Below are 15,239 nucleotides of genomic sequence, written 5' to 3'. Positions count from 1 at the left end.
CTGGCGGTCGTGATGGGCCTTGGCATCGCCCTCGCCGCACCGCTGGCAGTCGCGCAGGGCGCGCCATCTTCGCAGCCGTGGATGGACACTGCACTGACCCCGGACCAGCGCGCCGACCGCCTGCTGGCGCAGATGAGCGAGGATGAAAAATTCCAGATGCTGCGCAGTTATTTCGGCCTGGGCACCGACAAGATTCCCAAGCCCGAAGGTGCGCTCGGTTCGGCCGGCTACGTTCCCGGCATCCCGCGTCTGGGCATTCCCGGCCAGCAACTGGCCGACGCCGGCGTGGGCGTGACCAACCCCGGCGGCATCCGCAAGGGCGATTACGCCACCGCGATGCCGTCGGGACCGTCGACCGCATCGAGCTGGAATCGGCAACTGGCGTATACCGGCGGCAAGACCATGGGCCGCGAATCCTGGCAGCAGGGCTTCAACGTGTTGCTCGCCGGCAGCGTCAATCTGCAGCGCGACCCGCGTAATGGGCGCAATTTCGAATACGCGGGTGAAGATCCGTTGCTGGCCGGCACCATGGTTGGCGAATCGATTCGCGGCGTGCAAAGCGAACATGTGCTTTCCACGATGAAGCACTTCGCACTCAACGACATGGAAACGCGGCGCAATTTTCACAGCGCGCAGATCGGCGAGCAGGCGATGCACGAATCCGACCTGCTGGCCTTCGAGATTGCGCTGAAGATCGGCGACCCGGCCTCGGTGATGTGTTCGTACAACAAGATCAACGGTATCTACGGTTGCGAGCACGATTACCTGCTCAACCAGGTGCTCAAGCAGGAATGGAAATACCCCGGGTACGTGATGTCCGATTGGGGCGGCGTGCATAGCGGATCCAAGGCGGCGTTGGCCGGGCTGGATCAACAATCGGCCGGCGAAGTGTTCGACGCGGCAGTGTTTTTCGATGCGCCGTTACGCATGGCGGTGTCTGCCGGCGTGGTGCCGCGCGCGCGTTTCGACGACATGGTCAAGCGCGTGCTGCGCAGCCTGTTCGCGCACGGCGCCTTCGATCATCCTACCCAGCGTCAACCCATCGATGGCAAGGCCGGTCTTCTGGCTGCGCAGCGCGTGGCCGAAGAAGGCAGCGTGTTGCTGCGTAACGAGCAGGCCGCGTTGCCGCTGTCCAATGACGTGCGCCGCATCGCGGTGATCGGCGGCTACGCCGACAAGGGCGTGATGTCCGGCGGCGGCTCTTCGCGCGTGGACTACACCATCAACGGCGGCAACGCGGTACCGGGCATCACGCCGACCACCTGGCCCGGCCCGGTGATCATCCATCCGTCCTCACCGCTGCAGGCACTGCGTGCGGCACTGCCGAACGTGCAGATCGATTACCTGGACGGCACCGACCGCGCCGCGGCCGCACGCGCCGCCAAGGCGGCCGATGTGGCGATCGTGTTCGCCACCCAGTGGGCCGCCGAATCGGTGGATCTGCCGGACATGCGCTTGCCCGACAACCAGGACGCGTTGATCGAGACCGTGGCCAAGGCCAACCCGAAGACCACCGTGGTGCTGGAAACCAATGGACCGGTGCGCATGCCGTGGGCCGAACGCGTGCCGGCGGTGTTGCAGGCGTGGTATCCGGGCATCGGCGGCGGCGAGGCGATCGCCAACCTGCTGACCGGCGCGGTGAATCCTTCCGGCCACCTGCCGGTGACCTGGCCGGTGGACGAGTCGCAGCTGCCGCGCCCGTCGATTCCGGGGCTGGGCTTCAAGCCGGCCAAGCCGGGCGAAGACAGCATCGACTACGCCATCGAAGGCGCCAATGTCGGTTACAAGTGGTTCGCCGCGCGCAAGCTGACACCACGCTACCCGTTCGGCCATGGCCTGTCGTACACACAGTTCCGCATGGGCGGGCTACAGGTGGATGCACGCGGCAGCCAGCTCACCGCCAGCTTCGAGGTGGAGAATACCGGCCCGCGCGAAGGCGCCGCCGTGCCGCAGCTCTACGTCGCCCTGCCCGACAGCCACGCCACCCCGCTGCGGCTGATCGGCTGGCAAAAGCTCACGCTAAAGCCTGGCGAAAAACGCAGCGTGCAGGTCGTCGCAGAACCCAAGACCTTGGCCGATTTCGATGCCAAGGCACGTCGCTGGACGATCGCCGCGGGCACTTACCGCGTGCAACTGGCGCGTTCGGCGAGCGAGCCGGTGCAAACTGCGGAGGTCACGCTGCAGGCGGCACAGTTGCCGTGAGCGCACGTGGTGCAGGCACCGATGCATGCGTGCGCCACCATCGGACTGGTTCGTTGCCGTGCCGCGTATGGGGAGACGAAAAAAATGTGCCGCGTGCGTTGACAGTCTCGCGCGCAGCTTGCACAATTCGCCCCCTGAGTTGCCCAGGTGGCGGAATTGGTAGACGCACTAGCTTCAGGTGCTAGCGGGGGCAACTTCGTGGAGGTTCGAGTCCTCTCCTGGGCACCACGACTCACGGTAGATCGTAAAAAACCTCGCTTCGGCGGGGTTTTTTGCGTTTGGGCATTCGGGTTGCGACATCCGCATTTGCCAGCGTCTGCGGCAGGTCATGCGTCGCATCGACCGGCTCGGCGCTGCGGCAATCGGCCAAGCTCGTCAAATCCGTCACAACGAAAACCCCGCATTCGAGTGGGGTTTTCGTTGTTCAACCCGCAACGTCGCTCAATGCCCCCCGGCCGCCGCCGCACTCCCGGCCCCGGCACCGAACGGCGGTTTTGCCAGCCACAAGAAGAAGATGATCGCCAGGAAGGTCCATCCAAGCAGATAGAAGATGTCGTTGAAACCCATCTGCGAAGCCTGGTGGTTGATCATGTTATTGAGCGATGCCGCGCCGCGTTGCAGGTCGCCCTGCCCCATCGCAGTGACCTGCTCCTGCATGCCGGGCGTGTACACCGAAATGTGCTCGGTGATGTGCGCGTGGTGTACCTGGGTACGGCGTGCCCACAGATACGTGGTCAACGATGCGGCAAAGCTACCGCCCAACGTGCGCAGGAAGGTGGCCAGGCCGGAGCCGGCCGCAATCTCGCGACCGTCCAGATCCGACAACAGGATCTGCAACACCGGCATGAAGAACAATGCCACGCCCACACCCATCACCAACTGGATCGTGGCCACATGGCCGAAGTCCACCTGCAGGTTGAAATTGGAGCGGAAGAAGCTGGTGAAGGACATGAAGATAAAGGCGATGGTGGCCAGCATGCGCAGGTCGAAGCGCAGCGCGTATTTGCCGACGAATGGCGTCATCAGCACCGGCAGGATGCCGATCGGCGCGGTGGCCAGGCCGGCCCAGATCGCGGTGTACCCCATATCGCGTTGCAGCCATTGCGGGATCAGCAGGCTCACGCTGAAGAACGCGGCATATGCGACCACCATTGCCAGCGTGCCAGCGTGCCAGCGCGGAAATTGCGATGCCGGAACAGCTTGAGATCGACGATGGGATCCTTGTCGGTCAACTCCCAGATTACGAACACCACCAACGCTACTGCCGCAATGCAGGCCAACACCACGATCTTGTCCGAAGAGAACCAGTCTTCGTCATTGCCCAGATCCAGCACCAGCTGCAGGGCGCCCACGCCGACCACCAGCAGGATCAGGCCGATGTAATCCATGCGCGGCTTTTCGAGCTGTTCGGGGCGATGCCGCAACTGCGAACCCACGATACTGCTGGCGATGATGCCCAGCGGCACGTTGATCAGGAAGATCCATTCCCAGCTGTAGTTGTCGGTGATCCAGCCGCCGAGAATCGGCCCGGCGATCGGGGCCACCACGGTAATCATCGCCAGCAACGCCAGCGCCTGCCCGCGTTTTTCGCGCGGATAGATCGACACCAGCAGACTCTGGGTGATGGGATACATCGGCCCGGCAACGAATCCTTGCAGCGCGCGCGCCACCACCAGCATCCCCATGCTCTGCGCCAGACCGCACAGCAGCGAGGCAATGGTGAACGCCAGCGTGGACCACACAAACAACCTGGTTTCGCCAAACCGGCGACTCAACCAGCCGGTCAGCGGCAACGCAATGGCGGTGCTGACGGCGAACGAGGTGATCACCCAGGTGGCCTGCTGCGAACTGGCGCCGAGGTTGCCGGCGATGGTCGGCAGCGAGACGTTGGCGATGGTGGTGTCCAGCACCTGCATGAACGAGGCCATGGCCAGGCCCACGGTGCACAACGCCACGCTGGCCGGGCGAAAACCGGCCGCTGGCGCCGGTGCCGCCGGGCCGCCGGAAGCGGTGGGAGCTTGCGAAGACATGGTGGCTTAGCCCGCCTTGCTGGCAGCCTGCGACGGCAGGTTGTCCTGGATGATGCGTTGGATGTCGGCGTCGGCAGCCTTGAGCTGCTGCGCATACACGTCGGTGGCGAACACCGCGCCGTTGGCGACCTTGGTCGGCAGCACACTGCCCTGCTGATCGTGCAGGTTTACATCCACCTTCATCGACAGACCAATCCGCAGCGGATTGCTGGCAAGCTGCTTGGAATCCACCGCAATGCGCACCGGCACACGCTGCACGATCTTGATCCAGTTACCGCTGGCGTTTTGCGCCGGCAATAGAGAGAACGCGCTGCCGGTGCCCAGGCCCAGGCTCTGGATACGGCCGGTGTAGCTGACGCCGCCGCCGTACAGATCAGAATGCAGTTCCACTTCCTGGCCCAGGCGCATGTGCTTGAGCTGGGTTTCCTTGAAATTGGCTTCCACCCGCACCTGCTCCAGCGGCACCACCGCCATCAACACGCTGCCCGGCTGCACGCGCTGACCCACCTGCGCCGAGCGCCGGGCGACATAGCCGGACACCGGCGCCACCACGCCGGTGCGCGCATGATTCAAATACGCCTGACGCAGCTGTGCGGCGGCGGTCTGCACGTCCGGCTGGTTGGCCACCGCGCTGTCGTCCACCAACGCACGGTTACGCTCCAGGCTCTCGCGCGAGCCGCTCACGGCCGCTTCGGCGGCGGCCAGTTCGTCGCGGGCATGTGCCAGTTCTTCGTTGGAGATCGCGCCGGTGGCGGCCAGATCCTTACGCCGCGCGAAGTCCGAACGCGCGCTGCGCAGCGTGACTTCGCGTGCGGACAATTCGGCTTGCGCACCTTCCACGGTGCGATACAGACCGCGCACCTGACGCACGGTCTTGGCCAGGTTGGCTTCGGCCTGCTGCAAGGCGACCTCGGTGTCGGCCGGATCCAGCTGCACCAGCAACTGGCCGCGCTCCACGCGCATGCCGTCTTCGGCGCCGATGCTGACCACGGTACCGCCCACCATCGGGGTGATCTGCACTTGATTGCCCTGCACATACGCGTCGTCGGTGTCTTCGTGCCAACGGCCGACCAGGAAGTACCACGCCACCAGCCCGATGATCGCCAGGATCACCACAATGGCCACGATGCGCAGCGCAGCACGGCGCTTGCTGGGCGCGGCCGGTGCGGGTTGAGGAGAAGTTGAAGTCGTCTGGCTCATCGTCGATGTCTCAGGAATTCGGTTGTGCGGAAGTGGGCGCGGTGCGTGCGGTATCGCGTGCGGGCTCCGGCGTGAATCCGCCGCCCAGCGCACGCTGCAACCTCACCGAGGCGAGAAGTTGTTGCGACTGCAGCCCGGCCATGCGTTGGCGTGCGACGAGCAACTGCTCCTGCACGCTGAGCACGTCCAGATAGCTGCCGATGCCGGCACGGTAGCGCTGCTGCGCCAGATCGAAAGCGGCCGTGGCTGTCTGCACGGCGTCGTTCTGCGCCTGCGCGCGTAGCTCCAGCGAACGCACGGCGGTGACCTGGTCGGCCACTTCGCGCAGCGCGGAGATCACTTTCTGGTTGTAGTCGGCCACGGCCAGGTCGTATTGCGCATCGCTGCCGGCCAGATTGGCGCGCAGCTTGCCGCCGTCGAAGATCGGCAGGCTCAACGCCGGCGCGACCAGTCCGAACACCGAGCCGCTTTCCAGCAACTTGCCGACATCCGGGTTGATCACACCGCCCAGCGCGGTGAGGTTGAGGCTGGGATAGAAGCGGGTCTTGGCGACTGCGATGTCCTTGTCGGCCGCCTCCACGCGCCAGCGTGCCGCCACCACGTCGGGGCGACGGCCCAGCAGATCGGCCGGCAGCATGCTCGGCAACTGCGTGGCGATGCCCGCACCGAATACAGGCCGGGCAATGTCCAAACCGCGATCCGGGCCCTGCCCGACCAAGGCGGCCAGCGCGGTGCGGGCTTCGTCGATCTGCTGCTGCGCCGATTGCAACTGCTGCTGCGCAGCCGGTACGCGCGCTTGCGCCTGACGCACCTGCAACTCGCTGTCGATGCCGGCGCTGCGGCGTTGCCGGGTCAGCTCCAGGGTCTTCTGCGCACGGCTCAATTCGTCGTTGGCCAGGTCGTGCAGGCTCCACGCGTACGCAAGCTGCGCATAGCCTTCGGCAATCGCCGACGACAGGTTCAATCGTGCCGCCTGCGCATCCACTTCGGCGGCATGCGCTTGGTCGACTGCCGCTTCCCACGCGCTGCGCTTGCCGCCCCACAGATCGATGCCGTAGCGGAAATCCAGCACGACCTGCGCGCTGCCGCCATAGCTGCCGCCGAGCTCTTCGCCGACCATGGATTCAGGTAGCTGCAGGCCGGTGTAGCCACCGGACACCGAGAGGCTGGGGCCGCGCTCGGCCTGCGCACTGCCGATACGTGCCTGCCCCTGGTGTAGGCGCGCATCGGCCGCCGCGAGGCTGGGGCTGTGCTGCAGGCCTTCGGCGATCAGCGCGTCCAGCTGCGCATCGCCCAGCGCGCGCCACCAATCGCTGGCCGGCCATGCGGCCGGACTCAGCGTGGTTTGCTGCGCCAGGGTGCGCTCTGCATGCAGCGTGCTCGGATCCAGCACGGTGCCTTGCGGATTCAGGCCACGGCTGCTGGCGCAGGCGGCCAACGCCAGTGCCAGGGCGGTGATGACGAGCGGCTGTGCCAGGCGCATCGAGCGCGGGCGCAGCATCTGGGTCGAAGAACTAGCAACGTTCATGAGTTGAGTGCATCGCGGACACGGATAAGGAGTGAGGTGAGAAGTTCGCGCTCGACCGCGGACAGGTCGCGCAGGCCGTGCTCGATGGCGCGTTCGCCGCGCAGGCGCAGCCGCTCCCATAGCGCCACACCCTGCTCGGTCATGACGATCTGCAGCGCGCGCCGGTCTTGCGCATGCGGCTCGCGCCGCACTGCGCCCAGCGCTTCAAGCTTGTCGAGCAGGCGGGTCACCGCGCTCGGGGTCTGGTCCAGCGCCAGCGCCAGCTCATTGGCCGTGCATGGCGAGCGCACCGCCAAAATCTTCAGGCCCACGTAGTGGCTGAAGCCGAAATCGGGCAGTTCGCCCTTCATCTCGGCATCGAGCTGGCGCATCAGCGCATCGCGCACCTGGCGCAGCAACAGGCCGAACGACGGTGTGGCGGAAGACGAAACATTCATGTGGCACATTTTGTTCCGAAAAATATATTTGTCAACGCAATTATTCCACAAGGGATTAAACCGCCCGCAAGGATCGCCACCTTACGCGGCGCGTGCGCTGGCTCGGTAATACAATTGGGCCAATGAGTATCGAAAACCCGCCAACCCAGATCGACGCCTTGCCGCCAGGCGTACGCGCCAGCTTCGAAAAGGCCGATGGGCCGGTGCTGATCGCCTTCCTGGCAGAACTGCGCGAGGTGTGGGCGCCGGAAACTGCCTGGCACGCGCATGTCCGCGGTCAGCTGATGTACGTGGAGCACGGCGTGCTCACCGTGCACACCGAACAAGGCGCCTTGTCGCTGCCGCCGGGCTGCGCCGGCTGGATGCCGCCCGGGCAGCAGCACACCGTGGAACTGGCCGGACCGATGCGCGGCTGGGGCGTGGTTGTGCGGCCGGATGCCTGCGCCGCCCTGCCTGCGCAAGGCGGGGTGATCCGGCTGACCGGGCTGGCCCGCGAGGCCATCATGCGGGCCGCCAGCTGGCCGCTGGATCAGCCGCTGGATGCCACCCGGCAACGCCTGGCTGCGGTGCTGCTGGACGAGCTATGCCAGGTGCAGATCGACCACCTGCACCTGCCGATGCCCGCCGACCGCCGGCTGCTGCGGATCGCCCGCCAGTTGCTCGACACGCCCGCCGACCCGCGCCCGCTCGACGCCTGGGCCGACTGGGGCGGCTTGTCGCCGCGCAGCCTGAGCCGGCATTTCCGCGACGAGACCGGCCTGAGTTTTGCGCAGTGGCGGCAGCAGGCCCGGCTGACCGAAGGCCTGCGGCGGCTGAGCCAGGGCCACGCGGTGGCGCAGGTGGCCGACCAGCTTGGCTACAGCAGCCCCAGCGCCTTCGTCAGCGTGTTCCATCGCCATTTCGGCGCCCCGCCAACCCGTTATCTGGCCGGCTCCCATGCACGCGGCTTGGCATCCCCCGCCGCATCCGGATAATCGGCGCTCTTCGAGCCCGCGCCCCGGTGCGGGTTCCTCTTCACGCAGGACCTGGCTTTACATGACCGATCTGACCCGCCCCACCTTCCACGGCTTCGAACAGCTACCGCTGCGCGAGTACGCCGAACGCGCCTATCTCGACTACTCGATGTACGTGGTGCTCGACCGCGCCCTGCCGTTCCTGGGCGACGGCCTGAAGCCGGTGCAGCGGCGCATCGTCTACGCAATGAGCGAGCTGGGCCTGAATGCCGCCGCCAAGCCGAAGAAATCCGCGCGTACCGTGGGCGATGTGATCGGTAAGTACCACCCGCATGGCGACAGCGCCTGCTATGAGGCGCTGGTGCTGATGGCGCAGCCGTTCTCGTACCGTTACCCGCTGATCGAAGGCCAGGGCAACTTCGGCTCCACCGACGACCCCAAGTCGTTCGCCGCGATGCGCTACACCGAGTCCAAGCTGACCCCGATCGCCGAAGTGCTGCTGGGCGAGCTTGGCCAGGGCACCACCGATTGGGCGCCCAACTTCGACGGCACCCTGGAAGAACCCACCTGGTTGCCGGCACGCCTGCCGCACCTGCTGCTCAACGGCACCACCGGCATTGCCGTGGGCATGGCCACCGACGTGCCGCCGCACAATCTCAACGAGATCGTCAGTGCATTGCTGCGGCTGCTCGATGATCCCGATGCCAGCGTCGCCGACCTGTGCGAGCACGTGCTGGGCCCGGATTACCCGACCACCGCCGAGATCATCACTCCGGCTGCGGACCTGCGGAACATCTACGAAACCGGTCACGGCAGCGTGCGCGCGCGCGCCACCTACAAGAAAGAGCACGCCAACATCGTCATCGATGCGCTGCCCTACCAGGTCTCCCCGTCCAAGGTGATCGAGCAGATCGCCCAGCAGATGCGCGCCAAGAAGTTGCCGTGGCTGGAAGACATCCGCGACGAGTCCGACCACACCAGCCCGGTGCGGGTAGTGCTGGTGCCGCGCTCCAATCGCGTCGATGCCGAACAGCTGATGGGCCACCTGTTCGTCACCACCGACCTGGAACGCAGCTACCGCGTCAACCTCAACGTGATCGGCCTGGATGGCCGCCCGCAGGTCAAGAACCTCAAGCACCTGCTGAGCGAATGGCTGAGCTTCCGCAGCGATACGGTGACCCGCCGCCTCAACCATCGCCTGCAGAAGGTCGAGCGTCGCCTGCACCTGTTGGAAGGCTTGTTGATCGCCTTCCTCAACCTGGACGAAGTGATCCGCATCGTCCGCAGCGAAGACGAACCCAAGCCGGTGCTGATCTCGCGCTTCGCGCTGAGCGAAGAACAGGCCGAATACATCCTGGAAACCAAGCTGCGCCAACTGGCGCGCCTGGAAGAAATGAAGATCCGCGGCGAACAGGAAGCGCTCGCCAAGGAGCGCGCGCAGATCATGGCGATCCTGGAGAGCAAGACCAAGCTGAAGAAGCTGATCAAGGACGAACTGACTGCCGACGCCAAGAAGTTCGGCGATGCGCGTCGTTCGCCGCTGGTGCAACGGGGCGCCGCGCAGGCCATCGACGAAACCGAAATGGTGGCCAGCGAACCGATGACCGTGGTGCTGTCGCAAAAGGGCTGGGTCCGCGCGGCCAAGGGGCACGAGGTCGATCCGGCCGGCATGTCCTACCGCGATGGCGATGGCCTGCTGGCGGCGGTGCGCAGCCGCAGCACGCACCAGGTGGCGTTCCTGGATTCGGACGGCCGCGCCTATTCCACCGCCGTGCACACCCTGCCCTCGGCGCGTGGCAATGGCGAACCGTTGACCGGACGTTTCTCGCCGGCGTCTGGCGCGGCGTTCCAGGTCATGGCCAGTGCCGACAACGCCACCCGCTTCGTGCTGGCGTCCTCGCATGGCTACGGCTTCGTTACCCGTTTCGAAAACCTGACCGGCCGCAACAAGGCCGGCAAGGCGATGCTCAACCTGACCACCGGCTCGCATGTGCTGACGCCGGCCCAGGTGAGCAACCCGCAAACCGATCGCATCGTCGCCGTGACCAGCGCCGGCAATCTGCTGGCGGTGCCGGCCACCGACGTGCCCGAGCTGGACAAGGGCAAAGGCAACAAGATCATCGAGATTCCCAAGGCCAAGCTCGGCACCGAACGTGTGGTGGCCGTGGTGGCGGTCGCACCGGGCAACACGCTGCTGGTGCGCAGCGGCGCTCGTACCATGAGCCTGTCGTTCAAGGACCTGGACACGTATGTGGGTGCGCGGGCGAGCCGTGGATCGTTGTTGCCGCGTGGGTGGCAAAAGGTGGACGGCCTGGAGGTGCAGTAACGGTTGTTCACCCATGCGGCGCGCGGCGGCGCGGCTGGGATTGCGGTCGTCTCAGGCTGCTGGGGCGCGGCAAAAGGTGGACGGCTTGGAGGTGCAGTAACGGTTGTTCACCCATGCGGCGCGCGGCGGCGCGGCTGTGACTGCGGTCGCCTCAGACTGCTGAGGCGCGGCAGAGGCAATAAAACTGCTGAGGCACTGGCATCAGGGATTCGCTCATTCCAGGCACAACGATGCCATCGCAACGGCCTGCCAACGCTGCGCACCGCTTCAGAACGCACCACGCCCCACTCTCACATGAGCACAGTGGAGACAGCCACTGGCAAGGCAACGCATGGACACGAACTTCTGGTTGGAACGTTGGCAGCTGGGACACACCGGCTTTCATCAGCAAGAGGTGTTGCCGCTGCTGCAAAAGCACTGGCACGCGCTTGATTTGCCGAAGGAATCGCGCGTGCTGGTGCCCCTGTGCGGCAAGACGCTGGACATGCACTGGCTGGCGTCGCAAGGCCATCGCGTGCTTGGCGTGGAACTGTCGCCGCTGGCGGTGACGCAATTCTTCGATGAGGCAGGCCTTCAACCGCAACGTCACACCAGCGCTGCTGGCGAGCATTTCATCGCCGGCCCGATCGAGATCATCTGCGGCGATGCATTCGCGCTGGACGCCAGCGTGCTGGCCGACTGCACGGCCGTCTACGACCGTGCAGCACTGGTCGCGCTACCGGCCGAACTGCGCCAGCGTTACCTGCAAACGGTCTATGTGCAGTTGCCCACACACTGCCGCGGCCTGCTGATCACCCTGGAATATCCGCAGGCAGAGAAGGCCGGCCCGCCATTCTCGGTGGACGCAACGCACGTGCATGCACTTTCGATGCTGCCTGGCAGGTAGACCAGTTGGAACGGCGCGACATCCTCGATCAGGAACCACGCTTCCGCGATGAAGGTGTCACTGGGTTGTCGACTGCCGTCTATCGCCTGCAATGCCGCTGAAACGGCCGTCGGATGTTGCACGCCCATCACGTCGCAATTGCATGGCTTGCATGCGGCGAGCGCCGCCGGCTGATCAGGCCAGCGCGGCATTGCCCCATGCGGCACGCCTGCAACAAAGCACGTCAAAAGCTACTTCTGCAGCCGGCTGCAGGAGTGGCAGGCAGGTCGCACAGACCATCGTCGGGAATGGCCAGGCACGCGTACTTCATGCCGAGCCGGTTCACGCTGCGTCAGCCCGCCAGTCAGCCAGTCGACTGGGCAGCGTCGTTGCCGGCTCAACCGGCGACGTGGCCCTTATCGATCTTCGAGGTCTGGTACAGCTCCAGCCCGATGCGCTTGATCAGGCCAAGCTGCTGCTCCAGCCACCATGCATGATCTTCTTCGGTGTCCTGCAGCTGCTTGAGCAGCACGTCGCGGCTGACGTAGTCGCCATGTTCTTCGCACAGCTTCATGCCGGCAGCGAGCGCAGCGCGCACTTCGTACTCGACCACCAGGTCGCGCTCCAGCATTTCGACCACCGTCTTGCCGGGGGTGAATTCGGCCGGGCGCATGTCCGGGTCGCCTTCCAGGAACAGGATGCGCCGCAGCAGCGCGTCGGCGTGCTCGGTTTCCTCTTCCATCTCATGGTTGATGCGCTCGTAAAGCGCCATCAGGCCCTGATCCTCGTACCGGCGCGAATGCAGGAAATATTGATCGCGTGCCGCCAATTCGCCGCGCAGCAGCTGCTTGAGGTAATCGACGACTTCGGGATGGCCTTTCATGGTGTGCTCCAGCGACGCAATGCGCGCATGGTGCCCTAAGCGGACAGGCAATGATCTAATCGGAATCACTTTCAGTTGCGCTTGCGGCCAGACCCGCCACGGTCATGTCCGCCGGCCACACTTTCACCGGGCTCCAAGGAACCGACAATGCGTCAATGGCTGGGTAGGCTGCTGCTGGGAATCGGGTTGCTGGTCCTGGCGGCCAGCCTGGGACTGTATCTGTTGATGCGCGGCAGCCTGCCGCAGTTGGATGGCGACAGCGCGCTCAGCGGCCTGGCTGCGCCGGTCAACGTGCAGCGCGACCGGCTGGGCGTGGTCACCATCGATGCAGCAAACCAGCTCGATGCGATGCGTGCGCTCGGCTACGTGCATGCGCAGGAACGCTATTTCGAGATGGATCTGATGCGCCGCGCACCAGCCGGCGAGTTGTCCGAGCTGTTTGGCGCCAAGGCCGTGGACCTGGACAAGCGCAACCGCGTGCATCGCCTGCGCGCGCGCGTGCAGGCCAGCCTGGATATCGCCACCGGCAGCCAGCGCACCGCATTGCAAGCGTATACCGATGGCGTCAATGCAGGACTGGCAGCACTGCGCGTGCGACCCTGGCCCTATCTGCTGCTGCGCCAGACACCGCGTGCGTGGACGCTGGACGACTCCATCCTCACCGGCCTCGCGATGTACGCAGACCTGCAGGACAGCGACAACCAGACCGAGCTGGCCGCCGCGCGCATCCGTGCCGTGGTGCCCCCTGCGCTGGCGGCACTGCTCGACCATCAGGGCTCCAGTTGGGACGCGCCGTTGTTCGGGCCGCCACAAGGCAATGCCAGCGTGCCGGATGCGGCCACGCTGGACCTACGGCGTCTACCGCATCCGCCTGCCGCGCCACACGCGGAAACGCCGACGCCGGGCAGCAACAACTTCGCGGTAGATGGCAGCCTCACCGCCGACGGCCGCGCCATCGTTGCCGACGACATGCACCTGGGCCTGCGCGCGCCCAATATCTGGTTCCGCGCACGGCTGCGCTATGCAGACAGCAATGCGCCCGAGGGCAAGGTGGATGTCACCGGATTCACCCTGCCGGGTCTGCCGGCGGTGGTCGTGGGCAGCAACGGGCATGTGGCTTGGGCATTTACCAACAGTTACATCGACACTGCGGATTTCGCGCGTATTCCCGCACCTACACCGGGTCACCCGCAAGCACTGACCAGGCACGTGGAAACCATCCGCGTGGCGGGCGCAGCGCCGGTGCAGTTCGAGGTCCGTGAAGCGGCGTGGGGACCGGTATTGCACGTCAACGCCGACGGCAGCGCGCTGGCATTGCGCTGGGTGGCGCAGTTGCCCGGTGCGATCCGGTTGGACTTCGCCCAGATGAGCACAGCGGGCGATCTGCAGGCGGCGTTTGCGGTGGCCGACCGCTCCGGCATTCCGGCGCAGAACCTGCTGCTTGCCGATCGCAGCGGGCGCATCGCCTGGCGCCTGATCGGCGCGCGCCCTGCGCGCAATGCCGGGTGCGGCCCGAGCGGGATTGCCGAATTGGCGACATCGACGCCCGCACCTGAGGCAGCATCCAGCGCACCTGCAGTGGCGGCTGCAACGCCTTCGATGTCGGGCACCTGCCTGCCATGGTCGCTGCGCAGCGATGCTGCGCCTGCGTTGATCGATCCGCCGTCGCACCGGCTCTGGACCGCCAACAACCGTATCGTCGATGCGCAACAACTGGCCACGCTTGGCAACGCAGGTTACGACCTTGGCGCGCGTGCGCAGCAGATTCGCGAGGATCTTTTCGCAAAGCAGCTCTTCAACGAACGCGATCTGCTCGCCATCCAGCTCGACGATCGCGCCGTGCTGCTCACGCGCTGGTGGCAACTGCTGCGTAGCGTGGTCGAGCACAGCAAGGACCCGGCACTGCAACAGATTGCACACGCCACGCGCCACTGGGATGGGCGCGCCTCGACTGACTCGGCCAGCTATCGCATCGTGCGCCAATTTCGCAGCAAGACCATCGAGGCGGTGGAAGCCGGCCTGCTGGCACCGGCAAAAGCCGCACTTGGCGCGGAGTTCCTGCCGCCACGTCGCGCGCAACTGGAGGGCATCGTCTGGCCGTTGCTGCAACAGCGCCCGGCCCACCTGTTATCGCCCGCCGTCGCTAGTTGGGAGCAGTTACTCGACGATGCCGCGCGCAGTGCGCAGTCAGACCTGATTGCTGAAGACGCACAAAGCGAACCGCGCGGCCAGCACACCTGGGGCCAGCGCAACACCGCCGCCATCTGCCACCCCATCGCGCGTGCACTGCCCGCCCTGGCCAAGCGCTGGCTCTGCATGCCGTCCGATCAACTGCCGGGCGACCGCGACATGCCGCGCGTGCAAGGCCCGGCCTTTGGCGCCTCCGAGCGCATGGTGGTTTCGCCCGGCCACGAGCAGGACGGCATCGTGCACATGCCCGGCGGCCAGAGCGGCCACCCGCTCTCGCCGTTCTGGGGCGCGGGGCACGACGATTGGGTGCATGGCAGACCCACACCATTTTTGCCCACTGCCACGCGTTACACGCTGCAATTGCGTCCGCAGTAAGAGCGGGCGGCAACGCAGCTGCGCAGCGTCCAGCGAAGAAGGAGGAAGACGTTCGAGCATCGCTGCTCCACAAAGCGCCTCTCCCCTTGGGGGGGTGAGGTTACGGGCACCACGCGACGTCCACCCAATTTTGAGTAGCGCCTCAGTTTGGAGTCCAATTCCCTACCCCGAGGAGATTGGACGTGAAGAAACGTTTTACTGACGAGCAGGTCATCGGCTTTCTGCGCGAAGCCGAAAGCGGCGTGGCGAT

8 protein-coding genes, 1 tRNA gene and 3 pseudogenes are annotated in these 15,239 nt (G+C 65.6%); 7 read left to right on the top strand and 5 right to left on the bottom strand.

The genetic code is table 11. The features are described from left to right. Positions 1 to 12 precede the first annotated feature (12 nt). The gene (locus F7R02_RS14555; RefSeq protein WP_139371115.1) at positions 13 to 2,202 is read left to right on the top strand and encodes a beta-glucosidase family protein; all 2,190 of its coding nucleotides are present in this window, start codon (positions 13 to 15) and stop codon (positions 2,200 to 2,202) included. Positions 2,203 to 2,343: 141 nt separating this feature from the next. Then, positions 2,344 to 2,430, top strand: a tRNA-Leu gene (locus tag F7R02_RS14550). 213 nt (positions 2,431 to 2,643) lie between these two features. Here the strand turns inward: F7R02_RS14550 and F7R02_RS14545 are convergent. From F7R02_RS14545 to F7R02_RS14530, 4 genes and pseudogenes are all read right to left on the bottom strand, one after another. After that, positions 2,644 to 4,232: pseudogene (locus F7R02_RS14545) on the bottom strand (DHA2 family efflux MFS transporter permease subunit). A gap of 6 nt (positions 4,233 to 4,238) precedes the next feature. Further along, the gene (locus F7R02_RS14540; protein ID WP_078591370.1) at positions 4,239 to 5,432 is read right to left on the bottom strand and encodes an HlyD family secretion protein; all 1,194 of its coding nucleotides are present in this window, start codon (positions 5,430 to 5,432) and stop codon (positions 4,239 to 4,241) included. 10 nt (positions 5,433 to 5,442) lie between these two features. Continuing rightward, positions 5,443 to 6,933, bottom strand: a complete 1,491-nt coding sequence (locus tag F7R02_RS14535; RefSeq protein WP_167521039.1) for an AdeC/AdeK/OprM family multidrug efflux complex outer membrane factor — start codon at positions 6,931 to 6,933, stop codon at positions 5,443 to 5,445. A 23-nt stretch (positions 6,934 to 6,956) separates the two neighbouring features. After that, complete coding sequence (locus F7R02_RS14530; RefSeq protein WP_003483498.1) at positions 6,957 to 7,397, bottom strand: MarR family winged helix-turn-helix transcriptional regulator; 441 nt, start codon at positions 7,395 to 7,397, stop codon at positions 6,957 to 6,959. 122 nt (positions 7,398 to 7,519) lie between these two features. On the opposite strand from F7R02_RS14530, the gene F7R02_RS14525 reads away from it, so the two are divergent. From F7R02_RS14525 to F7R02_RS14510, 3 genes and pseudogenes are all read left to right on the top strand, one after another. Next, positions 7,520 to 8,371 (top strand): AraC family transcriptional regulator, encoded by an 852-nt coding sequence (locus F7R02_RS14525; RefSeq protein WP_078591372.1) that lies wholly within the window; start codon positions 7,520 to 7,522, stop codon positions 8,369 to 8,371. Positions 8,372 to 8,432: 61 nt separating this feature from the next. Then, positions 8,433 to 10,676, top strand: a complete 2,244-nt coding sequence (gene parC, locus F7R02_RS14520; protein WP_015472346.1) for a DNA topoisomerase IV subunit A — start codon at positions 8,433 to 8,435, stop codon at positions 10,674 to 10,676. Positions 10,677 to 11,007: 331 nt separating this feature from the next. Continuing rightward, positions 11,008 to 11,663 (top strand): annotated as a pseudogene (locus tag F7R02_RS14510) (thiopurine S-methyltransferase). Positions 11,664 to 11,938: 275 nt separating this feature from the next. Here the strand turns inward: F7R02_RS14510 and bfr are convergent. Continuing rightward, positions 11,939 to 12,424, bottom strand: a complete 486-nt coding sequence (gene bfr / locus F7R02_RS14505) for a bacterioferritin (RefSeq protein ID WP_003485327.1) — start codon at positions 12,422 to 12,424, stop codon at positions 11,939 to 11,941. Between the two features lie 147 nt (positions 12,425 to 12,571). On the opposite strand from bfr, the gene F7R02_RS14500 reads away from it, so the two are divergent. Together F7R02_RS14500 and F7R02_RS27550 are read left to right on the top strand one after the other, a co-directional pair. Beyond that, complete coding sequence (locus F7R02_RS14500) at positions 12,572 to 14,989, top strand: penicillin acylase family protein (protein WP_167521034.1); 2,418 nt, start codon at positions 12,572 to 12,574, stop codon at positions 14,987 to 14,989. 182 nt (positions 14,990 to 15,171) lie between these two features. Continuing rightward, a pseudogene (locus tag F7R02_RS27550) lies at positions 15,172 to 15,239 on the top strand (transposase); the annotation flags it as partial.

The sequence above is a fragment of the Xanthomonas cissicola genome (assembly GCF_008801575.1).
In the GTDB taxonomy this organism is placed as follows: Bacteria; Pseudomonadota; Gammaproteobacteria; order Xanthomonadales; family Xanthomonadaceae; genus Xanthomonas; species Xanthomonas cissicola.
This window is presented reverse-complemented; position numbering and strand designations above follow the sequence as displayed.

Coding starts and splice junctions, on each gene's coding strand:
- F7R02_RS14540 (WP_078591370.1), bottom strand. CDS start 5,432: ATGAGCCAGACGACTTCAACTTCTCCTCAACCCGCACCGGCCGCGCCC.
- bfr (WP_003485327.1), bottom strand. CDS start 12,424: ATGAAAGGCCATCCCGAAGTCGTCGATTACCTCAAGCAGCTGCTGCGC.
- F7R02_RS14500 (WP_167521034.1), top strand. CDS start 12,572: ATGCGTCAATGGCTGGGTAGGCTGCTGCTGGGAATCGGGTTGCTGGTC.
- F7R02_RS14525 (WP_078591372.1), top strand. CDS start 7,520: ATGAGTATCGAAAACCCGCCAACCCAGATCGACGCCTTGCCGCCAGGC.
- F7R02_RS14530 (WP_003483498.1), bottom strand. CDS start 7,397: ATGAATGTTTCGTCTTCCGCCACACCGTCGTTCGGCCTGTTGCTGCGC.
- parC (WP_015472346.1), top strand. CDS start 8,433: ATGACCGATCTGACCCGCCCCACCTTCCACGGCTTCGAACAGCTACCG.
- F7R02_RS14535 (WP_167521039.1), bottom strand. CDS start 6,933: ATGCTGCGCCCGCGCTCGATGCGCCTGGCACAGCCGCTCGTCATCACC.
- F7R02_RS14555 (WP_139371115.1), top strand. CDS start 13: ATGGGCCTTGGCATCGCCCTCGCCGCACCGCTGGCAGTCGCGCAGGGC.